Consider the following 18912-nt stretch of genomic DNA (forward strand, 5'->3'; position numbering starts at 1 on the left):
TAAAAATAGATTGAGAGCTTGTGAAAAGCGGAAGATAGTGGGTGCAAGAGAATATGGATTTTATTACCGGGCTTTGGGATACATTTGTTGCGTTGATCCATACTTTCAGTTTGAGCGACGCATTGGATGTATTGCTGGTCTCCTTTATTATTTATAATGGAATTAAGTTGATCCGCGAAACACGGGCAGAGCAACTGGTCAAGGGAATCATCATCCTGATGGGGGTCTATGCTGCCTCTGTTGTGATCCATTTGAACATGATGAGGACCTTATTGGATTATTTTTTCAATTTTACCATTATTGCCCTGTTGGTGATCTTTCAGCCAGAAATTCGCCGTGCGTTGGAGCAAATTGGCCGCAGCAAATTGGGTGGGAAATATTGGTTCCAGATCTCTTCGGAGGAAGCGGAAAAAGCCCTGCAGAAAAAACGGAAATGCCTTAACGCAGTCGTGGAAGCGTCTGGCAAATTTCAGAAATCCAAAACAGGCGCTTTGATGGTGTTCGAAATGCAAACAAAGCTTGGCGACATCATTGACACAGGTACAATTGTCAACGCGGAGCCTTCGGTGCCGCTGATTGGCAACATCTTTTGGAATAAAGCGCCGTTACATGACGGGGCGATGGTGATCCGTGACGGAGTGATCTATGCCGCTGGCTGTATCCTTCCACTGACCAAAAGCGATACCGTCAGCGTCGATCTTGGCACCCGCCACCGCGCTGCGATCGGAATGAGCGAAAACTCCGATGCGGTCGTGGTGGTCGTATCCGAAGAAACCGGGCAGATCTCCATTGCGGTCAATGGGGTTTTGACGCGGAATTATACGCGTGAAACGTTGCAGAGCGCACTGGAAGCGCTTCTTCTGCCGGAAGAAAATGCGAACGGTGAAAAACGTACGAGCAGAATTCCTTCCATTAGGAGGGGAAGAAAATCATGAACCATAAAAAATTTAGCTTAGGAAGTTTATTCTATAACAATAAATTTGTTTTGATTTTCTCTGTATTTGTCGCGCTGGTCATTTGGGTTGTTTTTGCCACGCGCAATACCGAGGAAATCCCACGTACTGTGACAGATGTGCCGATTGTCGTCAATTTGTCGGACTCGGCTCAGCAGTCGGGTCTAAAAGTGTTTAGCCCCATCAACGCCAAGGCAAAAGTGGCGATCAAAGGGAACAGCCTGACCGTCAACCAGGTTAAAAATACCGATTTGCAGATTGAAGCGAAACAGGCAGCGTCTTTGACCGGTCCAGTAAGCAACTACAAATTGGAGCTTTCCGCCACCAAATTGGGGAATCTCTCCAACTATGAGGTGGTTTCGATTGAACCTTCCAGCATTTTAGTCACTGTGGATTACTACAGCGAAAAGGTATTCAATATTGATACCAGCCAGATTACGCCGCCTGTAGACCCGCAGTACTATTTGAATACGCCGACCCTTTCTAGCGATAGCGTGACGGTTTCCGGCCCAAAACAAGAGGTCGATCAGGTCGCAAAGGTGACCATCCCTTATGAGCAGGACAAGACGCCTTTGACAGAGACCAAACATTTTACAGGCCGGCTGGTAATGCTAGATGCAGATGGAAATGAAATTAAGAGCGATAATCTTACTTTGAGCATGGAATCGGTCGAAGTCACATGCAATGTGTTGTACCGAAAGGTTTTGCCCTTACAGGTGGAATTCTCGGGGAGACCGAGCAACCTTACCGGCTTTGAAAGCCGCGTGACCGTCGAACCAAAGGAAATCGAAGTGGCTGGGCCAGAGGATGCGTTTGCAAATATTTCCGAGCTCACGTTGCCCGCCATTGATTTTTCGACGATCAGCCCCACAAGCAATGAATTTGATGTGGATGTCAGTTTGCCGACGGGATTTAAAAACGTCAGTAATATTTATACGGCCAAAGTGAGCATCGATTTGGACACTTTTACAACCCGGACTGTTTCCCTCAACCCGGAGACGATTACCTTCAAGAATCTTCCCGCGGGATACGAAGCGGCCGTATATACGCAGAGTCTCAGCGTGACCGTTGTCGGCCCGCCGGATGAAATTGAGGCGTTTACGGAAAACAATCTGGTGGCTCAGATTGATATGACTGGTAAAGAGCAATTTACCGGTCAGACGGAAGTCCCTGTCACGATTTCCGTAACGGGCGCACCCAATTCCTGGGTGTATGGCAGCTATATGGTCAATATTGGTGTGAGCGCAAAAATGGAATAACAAGCGATATGCAAGGACCTATGAAAAGGAGCAAGCCTGTTTGACGGCAGGTTGCTCCTTTTCTCTGCTTTCCTGAAAAGTCCAGAACCGTTTGGAAAAGTATTTGGGAGCACAGGCCATGGGTATTGAATAAGAATTGCCAAAATGGTACAATAAAACTCTGTAAAATGATCGTTTGCTTTCATGACGAGAGGTCCTAGTGGACCGGGCGCATGCACAAGATGGTGTATTTCGCGCCTTTCGGAATGCAAGGATGCAATGCGTTATTATCCTAAGTGTGGCAACGGATACGGTGCATGTGCGCACAGGAAACGGTGGGCCCTAGCAGATACGAGGTGGATGGGAAAATGAAGAAGTGGAATGTATTGCCGTGTGATTGGAAAGCGGCGGAAGCACTTGCACAGCGGTATCAGGTCCCGGCGGCGATGGGGGCGCTGCTCCAAACGCGCGGGTTGACCGGGCCGGAACAGATTGAAGCAATGTTTGGATCGGAGATCTCTTTGTCCGACCCGATGCAAATGGTGGATATGGACCGCGCTGTCGAGCGGGTTTGGCGAGCGGTCAATGGCTTTGAAAAAATTACAGTCTATGGAGATTACGATGCAGATGGCGTCACCTCCACGGCGATGCTGTATTCTTACTTGGAATCCAATGGGGCCGATGTGACATACTATATCCCAGAACGGGAGCGGGAAGGGTACGGCTTGAATGTAGCGGCGCTTGACCAGCTGCACCAGCAGGGGACTCAACTGATTATCACGGTGGACAACGGCATTTCGTCCGTCGAAGAGGTTGCCTATGCGGCACAGCTTGGAATGGATGTTGTGGTGACCGACCACCACCGGCCGCGCGAGGTTCTCCCAGCCGCTTGCGCTGTGGTGGACCCGCACCGGCTGGATTGCCCCAGCCCCTTTAAGGATTTCGCCGGCGTGGGCGTGGCCTTTAAATTGATTATGGCTTTGGAAGGGCCGGATTGTGATTTGACCGGCCTGTTGGAAAATTATGCGGATCTGGTCGCCATCGGTACAATTGGGGACGTCGTTCCCCTGCTGGGGGAGAACCGCGTTCTGGTCCGTGCCGGCTTGCCGCATTTGTCCCGGTCCGACCGCCTGGGCTTGCGGGCCCTTTTGGAAAATGCCAGCCTGGACAACCGGGAACTCACGGCGGCCAATGTGGCGTTCGGCATTGTGCCACGGATCAACGCGACGGGCCGGATTGCTTCCCCGGACCGCGCTGTCCGCCTCCTGCTCTCCGAAGATCCGGAGGAAGCGGCTGGACTGGCGGGGGATGTTTGCGATTGCAACGATTACCGGCGGCAGATTGAGAGCGATATCTTTGAGCGGGTTTTAGAAGAATTAGAGAAAGACCCACAGCGGCTATATGACCGCGTTCTGGTAGTCGCGGGAGAAAATTGGCATCCGGGCGTGATTGGGATTGTTTCTGCGCGCATTACCGAGCGATTTGGAAAACCGAGCATCTTGATCTCGGTCAATGGGGCGGAAGCAAAAGGTTCTGGCAGGAGCATCGAAGGGTTTTCTCTATTTGAGGCGGTTTGCTCCTGCTCGGATTTGCTCACCAAATTTGGCGGGCACCCCATGGCGGCGGGGCTGAGCCTCCGGCCGGAAAACATCGAACGGTTCCGCGAGAGGATCAATGCCTATGCCGCGGCCCATACGCCGCAGATGCCCATGCCAACGCTCACCATCGACTGTATTTTGCAGCCGGAGCAGCTGACCCTGGAAGTGACGCGCAGTGTAAAATTGCTGGAGCCGTTTGGAACGGGAAATCCTGCCCCGCTCTTTGGATTGTTTGGCGTCCGCTTGCAGGACATTACGCCGGTTGGCGGCGGGAAGCACCTCCGATTGACGGTGGTAAAGGGGAATTACGCGGTGCGCTGTATGCGGTTTGGCGTGTCCTTGGAGATGTTCCCCTATGCGGCGGGGGATCTTCTCGATTTGGCGGTGACGCTGGACGCCAAGCCCTTTAATGGGAAAGAGACGCTTTCCATCATCGTCAGGGACTGTAAACCCTCCGGGATGGACGGCGCCTCCGTATTGACCGGCGTGCAGGTGTACGAAAAATGGATGCGGAACGAATCGATGACCAAACAAGAGGTGGACAGTCTTACCCCTACCCGGGAGGAATTTGCCAATGTCTATCGGTTCTTACGAGCGAAAAACGGTTATGAAGGTCCCGAAGAGGTGCTTTTTTATCGCACCTGCGCTTCGCCCGGAGGGAATATGGGCAAGCTGTTGACGATGTTAGATGTTTTGTCGGAGCACGGCTTGACGTCACAGCAGCGGTCCGGCGGCGTTTGTAAGTTGACCTTGAAGCCGGTACAACGGAAAGTCAATTTATTTGATTCCAAGATTTTGGCGGGATTGCGGGCTTTACAGAAGGAGGGGGAACCTTATGGCGGAGAAACTCAGAACCTATAACGACTTATTAAAACTGATTCAGGACAGCGAACGGGAATATGACCTAGCTCTGATCGACAAAGCCTATCAATTGGCCTATCAGATGCATGGGGATCAAAAGCGTCTCTCCGGAGCGCCATATATTTCCCATCCCATCGCGGTGGCTTGCATCCTGGTAGAGATGGGTATGGATTCCGAATCGGTTGCGGCGGGCCTACTGCACGATGTGGTGGAAGATACGCCGGTGGACCTTGAGCAGATCCGCAAAATGTTTGGCAATGAAATCGCCAATTTGACGAACGGCGTCACCAAACTCGGCCGGATTCCCTATTCCTCCCGGGAAGAACAGCAGGCGGAAAACCTGCGGAAAATGCTGATCGCTATGGCGGACGACATCCGCGTCATCATCATCAAATTGGCGGACCGCCTGCACAACATGCGCACCATTGAATTTATGGCGCCGCAGAAACAGCGCGACAAAGCACTGGAGAATATGGAGGTCTATGCGCCGATCGCCCACCGCCTTGGTATCCGCATGGTCAAAGAGGAGCTGGAGGATATCTCCCTGCGCTATCTCGACCCCATCGCTTACCAGGAGATTGAAAGCGGCCTGGCCATGCGCAGTGGGGAGCGGAAGGCGTTTATTGAGGTGACCAAAAAGCGCATTTACGACCGCATCTCGCCGGAAATCCCCAATGTGTATCTGGAAGGCCGTGTCAAGAGCATCAACGGCATCTACCGGAAGATGTTCATCCAGGGGAAAAGTATGGATGAAATCTATGACATCTATGCGGTGCGCGTCATCGTTGATACCATCAACGATTGCTATAATGTGTTGGGCGTGATTCACGACATGTTCCGCCCGATCCCCAACCGGTTTAAAGACTATATTTCCACGCCGAAGCCCAATGGATACCAATCCCTTCACACAACCGTGCTCAGCAAAGAAGGGGTTGCGTTTGAAGTGCAGATCCGGACTTGGGAGATGCACCATACAGCGGAATACGGCATCGCGGCGCACTGGAAATACAAACTTGGTGTGACCAAGGGGGACAAGCTGGACGACCGTTTGGCCTGGATCCGGCAGATGCTGGAGAACCAAAAAGACAGCGGCGATGCGACCGACCTGGTGCGGACGATTAAGTCGGACCTTGCGCCGGAAGAGGTGTTTGTATTTACCCCAAAGGGCGACGTGATCAGCCTGCCGAGCGGTTCCACCGTGATCGACTTTGCCTATGCCATCCACAGCGCGGTTGGTAACCGCATGGTGGGGGCCAAAGTCGACAAGCGCATCGTGCCGATCGACTATAAGGTGAAAAACGGCGAGATCATCGAGATTCTCACGGCCAAAGAGGGAAGCCATGGACCAAGCCGCGACTGGTTAAAGATTGTGAAGACCAGCGAGGCGCGCAACAAGATCCGCCAGTGGTTTAAAAAGGAGCGCCGTGAGGAGAACATTGTGGAGGGCAGGGCCGAGCTGGAGCGCGAATTCCGGCGCAACGGCATCGACCTGACGGACGAAGAGCTCAAGAGCTGCCTGGAACTCATCGGCCGCCGTCAGAATTGCACTTCGGAGGACGACGTCTATGCAGCCATTGGCTACGGCGGCATCCAGCTTTGGAAGGTCATGCCGAAGCTCAAGGAGGAATATATCAAATCCCACAAGCCGGCGGTGCAGGAGGAGCGTCCCAAGCAACAGCCTAAGACAAACAAAAAACCGGTCGGCGGCGTGATCGTAGACGGCATGGAGGGGTGCCTCATCAAGTTCTCCCGCTGCTGCAATCCGTTGCCGGGCGATGAGATCATCGGGTTTATCACCCGCGGGTTTGGCGTTTCCATCCACAAGCGGAGCTGTTCCAATGTGCCAAAGGTGATCCGGGACGCACCGGAACCGGAGCGTTGGATTCAGGCGCACTGGGAGGGCGTGGTCAAAGAGGTGTTCAAATCCACACTGGAAATCGTGGCAACAGACCGCCCCGGTTTGCTGGCGGATGTCACCCAACAGCTTTTCAATATGCATTTGTTTATCCATTCCCTCAATTCACGCGAGACAAAGGACGGCAGCGCCGTCATCTCGGTGACCATCACCATCAATGGAAGAGACCATCTACAGACCATTATCAGCCGTTTGATGAACATTTCCGGGATTGTCTCGGTGCGTAGAGCGTAATCGGCTGTGTTATAGAAATGGAGAGTTCCTTATGAAAGTAACCAGATATACCGGCGGGCCGTTGCCCACCAATTGTTATATGTTGACAGATGAATCCACCGGCGCATCAGCGGTGATTGACCCGGGCTTTGTGAATGCCAGCCTCCTGAAAGCGGTGGAGGAAGCGGATGTTCAGGCGATTTTGCTGACCCACGGCCATTGGGATCACATTGCGGGCGTTGCGGAGATTCAGAAGAAGACCGGCGCAAAATTGTACATCGACGCGGAGGACGAGCTGTTCCTCACGGACAGTGCCTTGAATTTGTCTGTTGAACTGACGGGCCGTCCGCTTCCGCCGCTAAAGGCCGACGTCACGGTCTCCGACGGCGACGTCATCCCGCTGGGAAGCCTGCGCATTCATGTCCTGCACACGCCGGGTCACACCATCGGCAGCTGCTGCTATGTGGTGGAGGGCGCTATTTTCAGTGGGGATACCCTCTTTAAGATGAGCGCCGGGCGGACGGATTTCCCGACGGGTAGTTATCCGCAGCTGCTCGCGTCCCTGAAACGCCTTTGCGCTTTGGAAGGGGATTATCATGTCTATCCAGGGCATGAATGGGAGACAACTTTGGGCTTTGAGCGGAAGCACAATCCGTTTGTAGAGGGCTGACCTCATGGCAGAAAGAACATTGTATCAAAGCGCCCCGGTGATGCGGCTTTACATTGCGGAGCATCCCTTCCACTATGAGATGGAAAACCTGTGCCGCATCTTTTTTCCATATCATCGGATTGAAACCATCCCCTGCGGAACGGATGGGAACGGGGCGCATATTCTGGACTACGGCACATTGGGTGCTTACACGGGTATGCAAACGGAGTTAGGCGGCATCCGGCTGCAAGCCCGTTTATTCTTTGGCGGAAGGGAGCGGACAGCCGAGGAACGCACATCGCTCTCTTTCCCGGGGGATCTCAAGGAGTTGGAACGGCGTATGGGCGTCTTGCTCTTTGGGCTGCTTACACAGGCCTGTGCATACACGCCAAAGTGGGGAATCCTCACGGGGGTTCGCCCGATCAAGCTGTTGCGCAGCCTCGCAGAGCGCATGGGGGAGGAAGCGGCCTTGCAGAGCTTCCAGCAGGACTGGCTGGTGAGCGCGGAAAAAACGGAGTTGAGCCGCATCACCATGGGGAACGAGCAGAAGATTTTGTCCCTTTCCCGTCCCGAATCGTTTAGCCTGTATGTTTCCATCCCGTTTTGCCCCACGCGCTGTTCGTATTGCTCCTTTGTGTCGTCTTCTGTGGAGCGCACCGCAAAGCTCATCCCAGAGTATTTGGAACTGCTCTGCGTGGAAATCCAACATACGGCAGAGGTGGCAAAGGGGCTTGGCCTCCGCCTGGAATCGGTGTACATCGGCGGTGGAACGCCCACCACGCTTTCTGCGGAGCAGTTGGCCCAGTTGCTGGACACGATTACGGCGGCGTTCGATATGAGCACCTGCCGCGAGTTTACCGTGGAGGCGGGGCGTCCCGACACCATCACAGCAGAGAAGCTGAAAGCCATACTTCCGCGCGGGGTGACGCGGATCAGCATCAACCCGCAGACGCTGAACGACCATGTGTTGGAGACAATCGGACGCCGGCACACGGCGGCGCAGACGCTGGAAGCGTTTTCTTTGGCCCGCGCCTGCGGATACGATGACATCAATATGGATTTGATCGTCGGCCTCCCGGAGGATACCATGGAGAGCTTCCAAGAGACGATGGAGGGTGTGCTGGCGCTCCATCCGGAGAGCATTACCGTGCACACGCTTTCCTTGAAGCGGTCTGCGCGCATCTTCCAGGACGACAGCGAACCCTTCAGCAGGGATGCTGCGCTGGCGGGGGATATGTTGGATTGGGGCGATGCACAGCTCCTCCAACATGGCTATACGCCGTATTACCTGTACCGGCAAAGCCGGATGGTGGGCAACCTGGAAAACACGGGTTGGGCGAAGCAGGGGAAAGAGAGCCTCTACAATGTCTATATCATGGATGAAACGCATACCATATTGGCATGCGGTGCGGGTGCGGTCACGAAGGTGCGGGACCCGTATTCCGACCAGCTCAAACGCATTTTTAATTTCAAGTACCCGTATGAATACATCCGCCGCCACGGGGAAATGCTTACAAGAAAAGAACAGGTGAGAACCATTTATGAAGAATATTGGCGGGCAAGACAAACTTTATCATCGGTATGAGAACGACCTGGAGCGCATCAATTATGAGGCGGAACACAATGCCTCTGCGTTTATTGCCCGGACAGAGGCTGCGTTTCATCGGGATATCCGAAGGATCGCGGAAACCATCGCCTCCTCTACGGACCTATGCAAGGTCATCATGCTGGCGGGGCCGTCCAGCAGCGGAAAGACGACCACCGCGCACATCCTGTTGGACGCTTTGCGGGAATGCGGCATCGGTTCGCAGGTGATTTCGCTCGATAACTTTTATAAAGGGGAATCGGACGCGCCCCTATTGGAAAACGGCCAGCATGACTATGAGTCGGTGGAGGCATTGAACGTCCCGCTGTTGGAACGCTGCCTGCTCGATTTGATGGAGACCAACACCTGCGATATGCCGGTCTTTGATTTTGAGAATCACTGCCCGCACCCGTATACCCGGCGTATCCGCTTTGGGGAACGGGAGATCGCGGTGGTCGAGGGCATCCATGCGCTCAACCCAGCGATCAGCCGGCATCTGCCGGAGGACGGTGTTTTGAAAATATATATCAGCGTCAAACAGGGCTTTGAAGAGCAGGGCGAAGCGCTCCTTTCACCGAACCAGGTGCGCTTAGTGCGCCGGTTGGTGCGGGATTCCCTGTTCCGCAACACCCAGCCGGGCCGGACATTGGATATGTGGGATACCGTGATGGACGGGGAGCGGAAATACATCAAGCCCTATCGCGGGGAGGCAGACGTCACAATCAATTCCCTGCATTGCTATGAACCGTGCGTGATGCGGGCGCAGGCGCTTCCGCTGTTGGAGCGCGTGGATCCCTCGGAGCCCTATTATCCGCAGGCGTGTGAACTGGCAGATTGCCTGCGGCGGTTCACAACGATTTCGCAGGCGCTTGTGCCGAAAACTTCCCTACTGCGGGAGTTTATCGGGGGCGGCGTTTACGGGGAATAGCAAGTGGACAAAGGCATTTTATCCACATTGGAAGAGATTCCTAGGGAAGCCCTTGATTTCCAGAATCAATTGGTGCTATAATTGAGCAAACTATCATAAAAAGGGAGCGTGTGAAAATGGGACTTTTTGAAGATGTCGTCGTGAATGCAAAAGAAGCAGTCAATGCCGTTGGCAAAAAAGCAGGACAGATGGTGGATATTTCCAAGTTGAGGCTCAGCGCGGCGGATCTGAATAATGAGATTTCCAAGCGCTTTGAAGCCCTGGGCAGGGTGATATATGACGCCAAAAAGACGGGAAATGATTCCGCGGACTTGGCAGATGAATGCATCACGACCATCGACGACCTGTATGAGCAGTTGGATGCAGTAAACGATCAGATTTCTGCGTTGCGCAGTAAAGTGATCTGCAAGAAGTGCGGGGCGGAAAACCCGGCGGAGGCATGTTATTGCAATATGTGCGGCAGTAAATTCGATGCGCAGTAAGTTCGGCATTTAAGGAAATAGGTAGATGAAAAAGAGGGGGAAACCCCTCTTTTTGTGTTCTTAGCGTTGTGCAAGGGTGATGGAGGTCTAATCCATCCATAGATACCGTATATATGAACGGATGGGATCTATCCCGGGAGAGCGGCGGTGCAGCCGCAAAAAGATGGAGATGGGATGGTAGGATTATCTATGGGAAAACGGATGGGAGGCCCCACGAAGCAAAGCTTCCTGCACGGCGCATTGATCCTTCTAGTCGCTGTCGCGATTGTAAAGGTGATCGGCGCGCTTTTCAAAATTCCTCTGAATTTAATTATCACGCCGGTCGGCATGGGGTATTTTTCGACGGCGTACAACCTGTATAACCCAATTTTTAGCCTGGCCACCGCGGGGTTCCCCATTGCGATTGCCCGGCTGGTATCGGAGAATTATGCGAGGGGCCGCTTCCGGGACATCCGGCAGATCCATAAAGTGTCGATCCCGATCTTTCTGGCGCTGGGCCTTTTGGCGTTTTGCCTGATGTTCTTCGGCGCGAAGCCATACGTCTCCTATGCAACGGACAGCGGGGATATGAACGCGCTGCCCGCCATCTATTTGCTATCCCCTGCGATCTTATTCAGCAGCATGGTGGCCATTTACCGCGGCTATTACGAGGGCCTGCGCAATATGTACCCCACCGCCCTCTCCGAAGTGGTGGAAGCGCTGTTCAAGCTGGTACTGGGGTTGGCGGGCGCATATCTAGTGATCCAGAACGGATTAAACGAATATGCGGCCTCCGGCACGGTCTATGGAATCCCGGTGGAATCGGTGGAATACGCCAAAGCAGCCGCCCTGCCCTATGCCGCTGCGGGAGCGATTTTTGGCGTGACCGTCGGCTCCGCTTTTGGCTTTGTCTTCCTGTGGATTTACCATAAATGCAATGGGGACGGGATTACGCACGAGATGCTGGCCGGCTCGCCGCGTCCCTATCCGATGAAGCAGACGGTGGTCCGCCTGGTACGAACGGCCATCCCGGTGGCGCTGGGCGCTCTGGCGGTCAATCTTTCCAGCCTGGTAGATACGACGTTTGTACAGCGCCGTCTGCGCGATATTATGTCCGTTCATCCGGAGGTGTTGCTGCAGGAATACAGCGGCTTGTTGAGCGAAGTCGTCATCCAAACGGACCGCGTTCCGACGTTCCTGTTCGGCTGTTACGGCAATGCGACGACCCTGTTTATGCTCGTACCGGCGATCACCCAGGCGTTTGGCGTGTCAGCCCTTCCGAATGTCACCACGGCTTGGACCACGGGCGACCCAAAGAAGATCAAAAACAGCATTGAAACCGTCCTGCGCGTTGTGGCGATGATTACCATCCCGGCCGGCTTGGGGCTTTCCGTCCTCTCCGGGCCGATCACGCAGCTGTTGGGCTATAATGAGATAACGGGAAAAATCCTGATCCTCCTGGGCCTCGGAGCGATTTTTGCCGCCACGGATACCCCAATCAACAGCATGTTGCAGGCGGTGGGGCGCGTCGACCTGCCCATTAAGCTGCTCTCTGTGGGGTTGGTCATCAAAGTGGTTCTCAATTACCTGTTGGTTGGAATCCCGGAGATCAATGTGATGGGCGCAGGGATCGGCACGCTGGTCTGCTATTTCTTCCTGACGGTGTTCGGGTTGGTTCTGCTGTGCCGGGAGACCAAGATCAAGCTGAACTGGATTGGGCTGTTTGTAAAGCCCTTCCTTTCGGGAGGCGTCTGTGTCCTGTCCGCTTATCTGGTGCAGAACTATGCCGCCATGTTGGTGGACGGCCGCATTGCCACCATTCTAGCGCTGTTTGTGGCGGTCGTAGTCTATGGCGCTTGTATGCTTTGGACGAGGGCTTTGCAGAAAAGCGACATCCTGATGCTGCCCAAGGGACAAAAAATTGCCAAAATACTTGAAAATCATGGTTGGATAAGGTAATATAGAACTTGTCCATTTTTGCCCGATGGCAACGGGTTGATTGGATTCGTAGAATGGTTTCGGAAGCAGAGGTGTAAGACACTTGGAGTTTCAAAGAAAAGACAAATACAGCATGGACGATTTGCTGGAAATCATGAAGATCCTGCGCGCCCCCGGCGGGTGTCCATGGGACCGCGAGCAGACGCATCAAAGCATCCGCAACTGTTTCATTGAGGAGACCTATGAGGCGGTCGAGGCCATCGATACCGAAGACCCTGTCCTGTTGCAGGAGGAGCTTGGCGACGTCCTGTTGCAGGTGCTTTTCCACTCGGAAATCGAAGAGGAAGAGGGCCGGTTTGACTTCTCCGACGTGGTGGACGGGGAAGCGAAAAAGATGGTGGAACGCCATCCGCACGTGTTTGGTTCCGTAACGGTGGACGGCACAGAGGATGTGCTCACCAATTGGGACGCGATCAAGAAGAAGACAAAGGCGCAAAAGACGCAGACCGAAGTACTGCAAAGCGTCAGCAAGGCATTGCCGGCGTTGATGCGCAGCCAGAAAGTGCAGCAGAAGGCGGCGAAGGTCGGTTTTGATTGGCCGGATGTCTCTGGAGCGCTGGATAAGGTCGAGGAAGAAACCGCTGAACTGCGCGAGGCAATCCGCGCAGAGGGCGAGGACGCCTGCGCCGAGGAGCTGGGGGACCTGCTCTTCTCGGTCGTCAATGTGGCCCGCTTCCTTCACGTCAGCGCAGAACAATCCCTCAGTGAGGCCTGCGAAAAATTTATCCGCCGTTTCCAGAAGGTGGAAGAATTGGCGAATGCGCGCGGGGTCGATATGCAGTCCGCGGGCATCGATGCATTAGACAAGCTTTGGGAAGAAGCAAAGAAATCTCAAGCTTGATCCGCAGAATACTGAAATAATTCACAGCTTTTCAATCATACTATGGTTGAAGGAAGGCTGTTGAATAATAAAAAAACACGGAGGTACATCTCATGAATAAGACAGAATTGATTACCGCTGTTGCGGAAAAAACCGGTATGTCTAAGAAAGACGCGGACAGCGCCGTAAATGCGGTTCTTGATACGATCATCGAAGCAGTCGCCTGTGAGGAAAAAGTACAGATTGTTGGATTCGGCACTTTTGAGGTACGCGCACGCAGCGAGCGCCAGGGCCGCGATCCGCGGACCAATTCCCCGATCACGATTCCGGCTTCCAAGGTGCCGGCGTTTAAGGCGGGCAAGGCATTTAAAGATGCCATGGTCAAATAAGTTTGTTCCGTATTCGGGTATCAAGGGCTGCAAGGCTCGGGGCAAATCGCCCTGGAGCGTTGCGCCCTTTTTCTTTTAAAACACATGGCGCTCTGTGATGGCGCCTGGGAAAAGGAGTTTTTAAATGAGACTGGATAAATATTTAAAAGTTTCGCGGATTATTAAGCGCCGCACCGTGGCGAACGAAGCTTGCGATGCTGGACGCGTGCTGGTGAACGGTAAGGTGGCACGCGCCTCCTACGACGTAAAGCAAGGGGACGTATTGGAGCTGCAGCTCGGTTCGCGCAACATCAAGGCGGAGGTTGTTTCCGTCAACGAGTACGCCCGCAAGGAAGAGGCGGGGGAGATGTACCGCGTCCTCTCCGACGAGCCGGCTGCGCCGCGCGCCTGACGCTTTGTTCCGCATATGCCCGCTTCCCTGCGCATAGAAATAGACAAAAGAAATGCAATGGGAGGGATCGGCATGACGGAGGAAAAGAAGATCGTGGGGAAGACGCCCCACAGCGTCATTTTGGAAAACCGGAAAGCCTTCACGGCGACGGGGGTTTCCAATGTGGACAGCTTCGACGAGCAAACCATCGTGGCCTATACGGACCTTGGGGAGCTTGTGGTCAAGGGGAAAAATTTGCATATCAATAAATTAAACGTGGAGACGGGCGAGCTTACGCTGGATGGAGAGATTTCTTCGCTCTCTTATGCAGAGCCCCAGGCCACCGGAGGCGGAATTTTTGCCAAGCTGTTCAAATAGGGAGTGAATCCTCGTGGAAATTTCGCTTGCGGTACAGATGCAGGGGTTCATCCTCGCAACGGTGGCCGGTTTTGCATTGGCAATCCTCTACGACGCGTTGAAGATGGTGCGGACGATGATCCGGAGCACGCCCTCCCATGTCTTTTGGATGGATTTGGCGTTTATGGCGGTTGCGGGGATCGTCACCTTCCTGTTGGCGTTGGCCGCCTCCTATGGGGAGGTGCGGTTTTATCTGCTCGCCGGGGAGGGCATCGGCTTTTGCCTGTATTTCATGACCTTTGGGCTCATCAGCAGCCGGGTTGTTCGATTCGTCCGGAAGATTTTGGACTTCTGCCTCTTCCGTCCATTGAAGTGCATTTTCCATGCTTTGGCGCGCTGGATTCGGAGGAAAGTGCAATGGATTGAAGGAAAAGTAAAAAAATCCTATGCAAAGCGGAAAAAGCGCTTGAAACCCCGCAGGAAGATAGTGTATAATGATGCTAACAAATCCAATGGAAAGAAAAACAAGCGGCAAAAAGGCCGAAAGGGAGGGCGGAACCAGGATTATGAAAGTCATCAAACGAAAAAAACAGCGGGGAAGCCTGCTCCTTAAATTAGCCATTTTTGCCTTTGCCGCCTATATTGTCTTTGCATTGGTCAATCAGCAGGTGCAGATCAATGAAAAAAGCCAGGAGTTGGCCGATCTGCAGGAGCAGGTTGAAACCCAGAAGATCAAAAACGAGGACATGAAACATGCGCTAAATGCCGATGAGGAGGAAACCAAGGAGTACATCGAGCGGGTGGCTCGCGAGGACTTGGACTATGCCAAACCGGGTGAGCGTGTGTTTGTGAATATCGCCGGAGACTGAACCCCGGTTGGTTTAGCGCGAAAGGCTCTATTTTAAGGAGGAAAACACTTACATATGCAGCTTGAGGTAGGAGCAGTACTGGAAGGGAAAGTTACAGGGATTACGAAATTTGGCGCGTTTGTGGAACTGCCCGGTGGGAAGACCGGCATGGTTCATATTTCTGAGATTGCGCCCACTTTCGTCAAGGAGATCCGCGATTACGTCACGGAAAATCAGATGGTTAAGGTGAAAATCCTGAACATCAGCGAAGAAGGAAAGGTGAGCCTTTCCATGAAGAGGGCTGTTCCACCCCCGCCCAAGAGCGCTCCTGCGCCACGTCCCGGCCGCCCGGGAAATTACGAGTGGCAGAGCCGGAAAAACGAGCCGACAAGCTTTGAGGACATGATGTCCCGCTTCAAGCAGGCGAGCGACGAAAAGATGTCCGACCTGAAGCGCACCATGGAAGCCAAACGCGGCGGCTTTTCCAGGCACGGCGGCTATGGCCAATCCAAATAAAGGCATTGTTTTAGCGGAGTGCATGCACTCCGCTTTTTTGTAGAATATACAAATTCGGAAATAGGTTCAGGCGGCCGCGGTCGCCTGTTCGTGATAAGGAGGAAAGTTCCATGCTGATCATCCATGCACATTTGCACACAATGGCAGGCGCGGATATAGCGGACGGTTACCTTCGCACAGAGGGGAACCAGATTGCAGAATTGGGCGGCATGCCCGTGGAGCCAAAACCGGGGGAAGAGGTGATTGACGCGCAGGGCGCGGGGCTGTATCCAGGGTTTGTGGACGCGCATACCCATCTGGGCATGTGGGAAGACGGCCTCACCTTTGAGGGGGACGACGGCAACGAAGAGACCGACCCTGTCACGCCGCAGCTGCGGGCAATCGACGCCATCAACCCGGTGGACCGCTGTTTCCAGGAGGCGTTGCATGCCGGTGTCACCACGGTGGTAACCGGTCCCGGCAGCGCCAACGCCATAGGGGGGCAAATGGCTGCGGTCAAGACCTATGGAAGCTGCATCGACCACATGATTGTCAAAGCGCCGTTTGCCATCAAAATGGCGCTGGGAGAAAACCCAAAAAGTGTCTACCACGGAAAGAACCAGGCCCCTTCGACTCGGATGTCCACTGCGGCGCTGATCCGCGAACAGCTTTACAAGGCCAAGCGCTACCAGGGGGAGCTGGAGCGGGCGGAAAAGGACGAGGATTTCGACATGCCGGAATTCGACATGAAATGCGAGGCCTTGCTCCCTGCGCTCCGGAGGGAAATTCAAGTGCATTTTCATGCGCATCGTGCCGATGACATTTTCACAGCGGTGCGCATTGCAAAGGAGTTCCAGCTCGACTATGTGGTCGTGCATGGGACGGAGGCGCATTTGATTGCCGGCGGGCTTGTGGAAACCGGGACGCGTGTGCTCTCCGGCCCCTTCCTCTGCGACCGGAGCAAGCCGGAGCTGCGCAACCAAACGCCGGCTACGCCGGGAATTCTCTCCGGCGCGGGGGTTCCAACTGCGATTATCACGGACCATCCGGTCATTCCGATTCAATATTTGCCGGTCTGCGCGGGCTTGGCGGTGCGCGAGGGCATGGATTACGAAGAGGCCCTGCGGGCCATCACGATCAATCCGGCAAAAATTTGTGGGCTTGACCACCGTCTGGGTTCCCTGGAGGTGGGCAAGGATGCGGATCTGGTGCTCTTTGACCAGGACCCGTTGACCATTGCGGCAAAGCCGAAGATGGTCATTGCGGGCGGGAAATGGTGTAATCGGGAGGAGAAAGGAACATGAGAGAGATCAAAGCAGCACAGATTACGGCCGCGGTCCGGCAGCTCTGCATTGAGGCCAACCGCGTGTTGCCGCAGGATCTGGAGGCATGCATCCGTTGCGCGGCGGAAAAAGAGACGTCTTCGCTGGGGAAGGCCATCCTCAGCGACCTGTGCGGCAATATGGACGCAGCGCGCGAACTGCAAATCCCCGTTTGCCAGGATACCGGCATGGCGGTGATCTTTGCGGAAATCGGCCAGGAGGTCCACATCCAAGGGAATTTCGAACAAGCGGTCAACGAGGGCGTGCGGCAGGGCTATGTGGAGGGCTTGCTGCGCTGCTCCGTGGTGGCGGACCCGATCCGGCGCGGCAACACAGGGGATAACACCCCGGCGGTTTTGCACACGCGTTTGGTGGAAGGGGACAAGCTGACCCTAATGGTCGCGCCCAAGGGATTTGGCAGCGAAAATATGAGCCGCATAAAGATGTTCACCCCTTCCGCTTCGCTGGACGACATTGTCGGCTTTGTGGTGGAGACGGCGCGCATCGCAGGGAGCAATCCCTGCCCGCCGATGGTGCTCGGCGTGGGAATCGGCGGCGACTTTGAAAAGTGCGCGCTGTTGGCGAAGATGGCCCTGTGCCGTCCTGTTTCGGAACCCAACCAGGACCCGTTTTATGCAGAGCTCGAGCAGCGGATGCTGGACGAGGTCAATGCCCTGGGGGTTGGCCCGCAGGGGTTTGGTGGGGATACAACCGCCCTGTGCGTCCATATCGAACCATTTCCGACCCATATTGCCGGACTTCCGGTGGCGGTCAACGTCGGTTGCCATGTCACTCGTCATAAAATGATAACAATTTAGTCATGAAATGCTTCCATTTTTTTAGATAATATGATATATTATAAATAGAGAAAGGTCCCGAGGCAGACGGGGGGAAGGGAATCCCTCCCTTACACGGATGCATTCGGCGCCTGGATCGCTCCAAAGCATCAAAATGGAAGCACGCGCTGTTCCGGTGTTGCTCCGGCCGGAACGCCTATGACAGGAAGACCCTTCGGTGCGTCCTTGCAGCGGCGGCCCGCGGGCGGCGTCAGCGGCGCGAATTGAAGAAGGAGATGTTACTATGAAGATTACCATTACCGGAAGAAAGGTCAATTTGAGGGATAATTTTAAAGAGCTTGCCAAGAAAAAGCTGTCCCGCTTCGATCGGATCTTTGATGAGGATGCCGATGCCAATGTGGTGGTAACCCTGGAGAAAAACCGTCAGACGGTTGAAATAACAATCAAACAGCGCGGTATGATCTATCGCGCGGAGTCCACGGCCTTGGAAATGAACGACGCGCTCGATCAGGTGATGAGCGCGTTGGGAAGACAGATCCGGAAGAATAAGACCAAGCTGGCCAAAAAGGTGCATTCCGGCGCCATCGACCAGTATCTCATCGATTTCCCGGAGGAAGAGCCGGCAGCAGAGGAAATGGAAGCCGAACCGGAGTACCGCGTTGTGCGCACCAAGCATTTCTTTGTAAAACCGCTCAGTGTGGATGAGGCAATCTTGCAGATGAATATGCTGGACCACCAGTTCTTCATGTTCCGCAACGAAAGCAGTGGGGAAATCAATGTGGTGTATCGCCGTAAGAATGGCGACTACGGTTTGTTGGAACCGGATGCAGAATAATTTGCTCCTTCGGCTGGGCCTAGGGCAAACCAACAGCCGGTAAAGAAGGATTGAAAACAGACGAACGTAATGGTTAATAATTAGGTTGCGACAAAAAATGGGCAGGAAACCTCATGGTTTCTTGCCCATTTTTGCTTTACTTATTTATCATCTACAAACTCAATATTGACATCGCCGTTATTGCTGGACACAGTCAGCGCTTTGATAAGGTACAATAAGTTTCGCAAATTGAAAAGAGGATAAAAGAAGACATGGTTTGCAGAACTCTGGTAGAATGAAG

19 protein-coding genes are annotated in these 18912 nt (G+C 54.0%); all 19 read left to right on the forward strand.

Annotated elements, in window-relative coordinates; genetic code table 11:
• The first annotated feature begins 53 nt into the window (after positions 1–53).
• The 19 genes from cdaA (at position 54) to hpf (ending at position 18632) form a co-directional block, all read left to right on the forward strand.
• On the forward strand, positions 54–935 hold the full coding sequence (gene cdaA / locus I2E77_RS06865) for a diadenylate cyclase CdaA (protein WP_087229597.1): 882 nt from the start codon (positions 54–56) through the stop codon (positions 933–935).
• On the forward strand, positions 932–2212 hold the full coding sequence (locus I2E77_RS06870) for a CdaR family protein (RefSeq protein ID WP_191362516.1): 1281 nt from the start codon (positions 932–934) through the stop codon (positions 2210–2212). The genes cdaA and I2E77_RS06870 overlap by 4 nt, the downstream gene beginning before the upstream one ends.
• Before the next feature lie 347 nt (positions 2213–2559).
• Positions 2560–4650, forward strand: a complete 2091-nt coding sequence (gene recJ / locus I2E77_RS06875; protein WP_242969606.1) for a single-stranded-DNA-specific exonuclease RecJ — start codon at positions 2560–2562, stop codon at positions 4648–4650.
• On the forward strand, positions 4625–6799 hold the full coding sequence (locus tag I2E77_RS06880) for a RelA/SpoT family protein (protein ID WP_191362515.1): 2175 nt from the start codon (positions 4625–4627) through the stop codon (positions 6797–6799). The genes recJ and I2E77_RS06880 overlap by 26 nt, the downstream gene beginning before the upstream one ends.
• Positions 6800–6830: 31 nt before the next feature.
• Positions 6831–7448 (forward strand): MBL fold metallo-hydrolase, encoded by a 618-nt coding sequence (locus I2E77_RS06885; protein ID WP_191396009.1) that lies wholly within the window; start codon positions 6831–6833, stop codon positions 7446–7448.
• A 4-nt stretch (positions 7449–7452) separates the two neighbouring features.
• The gene (hemZ, locus tag I2E77_RS06890; RefSeq protein WP_243252551.1) at positions 7453–9012 is read left to right on the forward strand and encodes a coproporphyrinogen dehydrogenase HemZ; all 1560 of its coding nucleotides are present in this window, start codon (positions 7453–7455) and stop codon (positions 9010–9012) included.
• Positions 8969–9940, forward strand: a complete 972-nt coding sequence (locus I2E77_RS06895; RefSeq protein ID WP_195450908.1) for a uridine kinase family protein — start codon at positions 8969–8971, stop codon at positions 9938–9940. Before hemZ ends, I2E77_RS06895 begins: the two co-directional genes overlap by 44 nt.
• 116 nt (positions 9941–10056) lie before the next feature.
• Positions 10057–10422: a zinc ribbon domain-containing protein gene (locus I2E77_RS06900; protein WP_191362514.1), complete on the forward strand. Its 366-nt coding sequence runs from the start codon at positions 10057–10059 to the stop codon at positions 10420–10422.
• Positions 10423–10596: 174 nt separating this feature from the next.
• Positions 10597–12360 (forward strand): putative polysaccharide biosynthesis protein, encoded by a 1764-nt coding sequence (locus tag I2E77_RS06905; RefSeq protein ID WP_243252552.1) that lies wholly within the window; start codon positions 10597–10599, stop codon positions 12358–12360.
• Positions 12361–12442: 82 nt separating this feature from the next.
• Complete coding sequence (gene mazG, locus I2E77_RS06910) at positions 12443–13240, forward strand: nucleoside triphosphate pyrophosphohydrolase (RefSeq protein ID WP_087229366.1); 798 nt, start codon at positions 12443–12445, stop codon at positions 13238–13240.
• Between the two features lie 92 nt (positions 13241–13332).
• The gene (locus I2E77_RS06915) at positions 13333–13608 is read left to right on the forward strand and encodes an HU family DNA-binding protein (protein ID WP_087229363.1); all 276 of its coding nucleotides are present in this window, start codon (positions 13333–13335) and stop codon (positions 13606–13608) included.
• A 124-nt stretch (positions 13609–13732) separates the two neighbouring features.
• Positions 13733–13999: an RNA-binding S4 domain-containing protein gene (locus I2E77_RS06920; protein ID WP_087229360.1), complete on the forward strand. Its 267-nt coding sequence runs from the start codon at positions 13733–13735 to the stop codon at positions 13997–13999.
• Positions 14000–14071: 72 nt separating this feature from the next.
• The gene (gene yabP, locus I2E77_RS06925) at positions 14072–14356 is read left to right on the forward strand and encodes a sporulation protein YabP (RefSeq protein WP_087229357.1); all 285 of its coding nucleotides are present in this window, start codon (positions 14072–14074) and stop codon (positions 14354–14356) included.
• 13 nt (positions 14357–14369) lie between these two features.
• Positions 14370–14948: a spore cortex biosynthesis protein YabQ gene (yabQ, locus tag I2E77_RS06930; RefSeq protein ID WP_195450909.1), complete on the forward strand. Its 579-nt coding sequence runs from the start codon at positions 14370–14372 to the stop codon at positions 14946–14948.
• Positions 14902–15204, forward strand: coding sequence for an FtsB family cell division protein (locus I2E77_RS06935; protein WP_087229351.1), 303 nt, complete (start codon positions 14902–14904; stop codon positions 15202–15204). The genes yabQ and I2E77_RS06935 overlap by 47 nt, the downstream gene beginning before the upstream one ends.
• A 54-nt stretch (positions 15205–15258) precedes the next feature.
• Entirely contained in the window at positions 15259–15699 is a 441-nt protein-coding gene (locus I2E77_RS06940) for a S1 RNA-binding domain-containing protein (RefSeq protein ID WP_087229348.1), read from the forward strand.
• A gap of 110 nt (positions 15700–15809) precedes the next feature.
• Positions 15810–16982: an amidohydrolase gene (locus I2E77_RS06945; RefSeq protein WP_195450910.1), complete on the forward strand. Its 1173-nt coding sequence runs from the start codon at positions 15810–15812 to the stop codon at positions 16980–16982.
• On the forward strand, positions 16979–17818 hold the full coding sequence (locus tag I2E77_RS06950) for a fumarate hydratase (protein ID WP_191521560.1): 840 nt from the start codon (positions 16979–16981) through the stop codon (positions 17816–17818). Before I2E77_RS06945 ends, I2E77_RS06950 begins: the two co-directional genes overlap by 4 nt.
• A gap of 262 nt (positions 17819–18080) precedes the next feature.
• Positions 18081–18632, forward strand: coding sequence for a ribosome hibernation-promoting factor, HPF/YfiA family (hpf, locus tag I2E77_RS06955; protein WP_087229339.1), 552 nt, complete (start codon positions 18081–18083; stop codon positions 18630–18632).
• Positions 18633–18912: the final 280 nt, after the last annotated feature.

It is taken from the genome of Anaeromassilibacillus sp. 1001302B_160321_C8, from assembly GCF_015554745.1.
GTDB classification, from domain to species: Bacteria; Bacillota; Clostridia; order Oscillospirales; family Acutalibacteraceae; genus Anaeromassilibacillus; species Anaeromassilibacillus stercoravium.